The following is a 3,207-nucleotide window of genomic DNA, read 5'->3' as shown; positions in this document are numbered from 1 at the left end:
GTACGCGGCGGCGAGTTCGGTGCCCATGCCGAGTCGTTGTGCGCCCTGCCCGGTGAACAGGAACGCCAACCTGCCGGGGGCCGCCACGGTCGGCTGCACGCCCGCCCGCAGCGCGCGTACCAACTCCTCGGTGTCGCGGCCCACCACGGCGGCACGGTGCTCGAACGCGGTCCGCCCGACCGCGAGCGTGAAGCCGACGGCCAGCGTGAACCCGACGTCGTCGGGGTCCCGGCCGGCCACCGCGTCGGCCAGGCGCGCGGCCTGGGCCCGTACGGCATCCGGCGTCCGTCCGGAGAGGACCCACGGGATCGCCGGCGGCCGGACGGCGTACGCCGGCTCGGGCGACCCGTCCGCTTCGGGCTCCTCGATCACCACGTGCGCGTTGGTACCGCTGACCCCGAACGACGACACGGCGGCCCGGCGGGGCCGGTCACCGGCGGGCCACGCCACCGGCTCGGTCAGCAGGGACACCGCCCCCGCCGACCAGTTCACCTGCGGCGACGGCTCGTCCACGTGCAGCGTGCGCGGCAGCAGCCCGTTGCGCAGCGCGCCCACCATCTTGATCACCCCCGCGACGCCGGCCGCGGCCTGGGTGTGGCCGATGTTCGACTTGACGGAGCCGAGCCACAACGGCCGCTCCCGGCCCTGCCCGTAGGTGGCCAGGACCGCCTGGGCCTCGATCGGGTCGCCCAGCTTCGTGCCCGTGCCGTGCGCCTCGACCACGTCGACCTGGCTCGCCGACAGCCGCGCGTTGGCCAGCGCGGCCCGGATCACCCTTTGCTGCGACGGCCCGTTCGGCGCGGTCAGCCCGTTCGACGCGCCGTCCTGGTTGACCGCCGTGCCCCGCACCACCGCCAGCACCCGGCGGCCGTTGCGCAGCGCGTCCGACAGCCGCTCCACCACCAGCATGCCGACGCCCTCGGACCAGCCGGTGCCGTCGGCGGCGGCGGCGAACGACTTGCACCGGCCGTCCGGCGACAGGCCCCGCTGCCGTGAGAACTCCACGAACGTCTCGGGGGTCGCCATGACCGTCACGCCGCCGGCCAGGGCCAGCGAGCACTCGCCGCCGCGCAGCGCCTGGGCGGCGAGGTGCAGGGCGACCAGCGACGACGAGCAGGCCGTGTCGAGCGTGACCGCCGGGCCCTCCAGGCCCAGGGCGTACGCGACCCGGCCCGAGGCGATCGCGCCGGTGGAGCTGTTGCCGGCGTAGTCGTGGTACATCATCCCGGCGAACACGCCGGTGTCGCTGCCGCGCAGGGACGCCGGATCGAGGCCTGTCCGTTCCAGCGCCTCCCACGACGTCTCCAGCAGCAGCCGCTGCTGCGGATCCATGGTCAGCGCCTCACGCGGGCTGATCTCGAAGAACTCCGCGTCGAACTCCGCCGCGTCGTACAGGAAGCCGCCCTCGCGGGTGTACGACTTGCCCGGCACGCCCGGCGTCGGGTCGTACAGTTCCGCCACGTCCCAGCCCCGGTCGGTGGGGAAGCCGCCGACCCCGTCCCGTCCGGCGGCCACCAGGTCCCACAGCTCCTCGGGCGTACGCACGCCGCCGGGGAACCGGCACGCCATGCCGACGATCGCGATGGGCTCGTGCGCCGCCTCCTCCGCGTCGCGCAGCTTCCGCCGCGTCTCGCGCAGCTCCGCTGTCGTCCGCTTGAGGTAGTCGAGCAGCTTTTCCTCGTTGTCGGGCATCGACGTCACTCCAGGGGCGGACCGGTGGGGGGATCGGGGTGCTAGAGCGGGATGTTCCCGTGGGTGCCGCGCCGGCGGACGGGGCCGGCGGCGTCGGCGAAGACGGAGACCAGGCGGGCCCGGGTGTCCTCGGGGCGGACGACCTCGTCGACCACGCCGAGGTCCAGCGCGCGGCCGAGGCCGCCGGCGACCTGCCGGTGCTCCTCGACGAGTCGCGCGACGAGTTCGCCGCGCCCGGTCTCCCCGGCGGCGGCGATCGTCCTGCGGTGGATGATGCCGACGGCCGCCTCGGCGCCCATCACCGCGACCTCGGCGTCCGGCCAGGCCAGCACCGACGTCGCGCCCAGCGCGCGCGAGTTCATGGCGATGTAGGCGCCGCCGTACGACTTGCGGGTGATCAGCGTGACGCGCGGGACGGTGGCCTCGGCGAAGGCGTACAGCAGCTTGGCGCCGCGCCGCACCACCCCGCCCCATTCCTGGGCGACGCCCGGCAGGTAGCCGGGGACGTCGACCACGACGAGCAGCGGTACGCCGAACCCGTCGCACATGCGCACGAAGCGGGACGCCTTCTCGGCCGCGACCGAGTCGAGGCAGCCCCCCTTGCGCAGCGGATTGTTCGCGACGACGCCGATCGTGCCGCCGCCCAGCCGGCCGAGGCCGACGACCATGTTCGGCGCCCACTTCGGTTGCAGCTCCAGCAGCTCGGCGTCGTCGAGGAGCGCGGTCAGCAGGGGGCGTACGGGGTAGGCGCGCACCGGGGAGTCCGGCAGCAGCGCGCGCAGGTCCCGGGGGGCGCCGGCCCGGGCCGGGTCGAACTCCCCCGGCCGGGCCAGCAGCGCCACGAGTCGCCGCGTCTGGTGGTAGGCGTCCTCCTCCGAGTCGGCGGGCACGTGCGTCACACCCGACCGGCGCACGTGCGCGTCCGGCCCGCCGAGCCCGGCCATGTCGATCTGTTCGCCGGTGACGCTGCGCACCACGTCCGGGCCGGTGATGAAGATCCGGCCGGCGGGCGCCTGGATGACGATGTCGGTGAGCGCCGGTCCGTACGCGGCGCCGCCCGCGGCCGGGCCCAGCACGACCGAGAGCTGTGGGATCCGACCGGACGCCCGCACCATGGACGCGAAGATCGCGCCGATGCCGTGCATCGACTCGACGCCGCCCGCCAGCTTCGCGCCGCCGGAGTGCCACAGGCCGATCACCGGCACGCCCTCGGTCAGCGCCAGCTCGATGGCGTCCCGGATGCGCAGGCACTCCGGCAGCCCGAGCGCGCCGCCCTTGACCGTCGCGTCGGTGCAGAAGGCGACCACCTTCTCGCCGGCGATCCGGCCACGGGCCACCACGGCGGCGACGTCGTCCGGATCGTGCAGCAGGGTCAGGGAGTCGTCGTCCAGCAGCCGGGGCAGCCGGTGCAGCGGGTCGCGGGTGTCCCGCTCGCTGATCACCGCCGTCATCGCGATCAGCTCACCCTGCGCTCGTGACCCTGCCAGAACCGCTCCCGCAGCTCACGGCGCAGGA

Annotated in this window: 2 protein-coding genes; both read right to left on the bottom strand. The window is 74.9% G+C overall.

From position 1 onward, the window contains the following. Positions 1 to 1,701, bottom strand: a 1,701-nt coding sequence (locus AC5L34_RS29410) for a type I polyketide synthase (protein ID WP_494827897.1), incomplete at its 3' end; no start/stop codon positions are given. A 32-nt stretch (positions 1,702 to 1,733) separates the two neighbouring features. Beyond that, positions 1,734 to 3,143: a carboxyl transferase domain-containing protein gene (locus AC5L34_RS29405; protein WP_357724039.1), complete on the bottom strand. Its 1,410-nt coding sequence runs from the start codon at positions 3,141 to 3,143 to the stop codon at positions 1,734 to 1,736. Positions 3,144 to 3,207 lie beyond the last annotated feature (64 nt).

The sequence above is a fragment of the Micromonospora sp. ZG13 genome, from assembly GCF_059359355.1.
The sequence above is the reverse complement of the archived record's forward strand: the minus strand, read 5'-3'. Positions and strand labels throughout refer to the sequence as shown.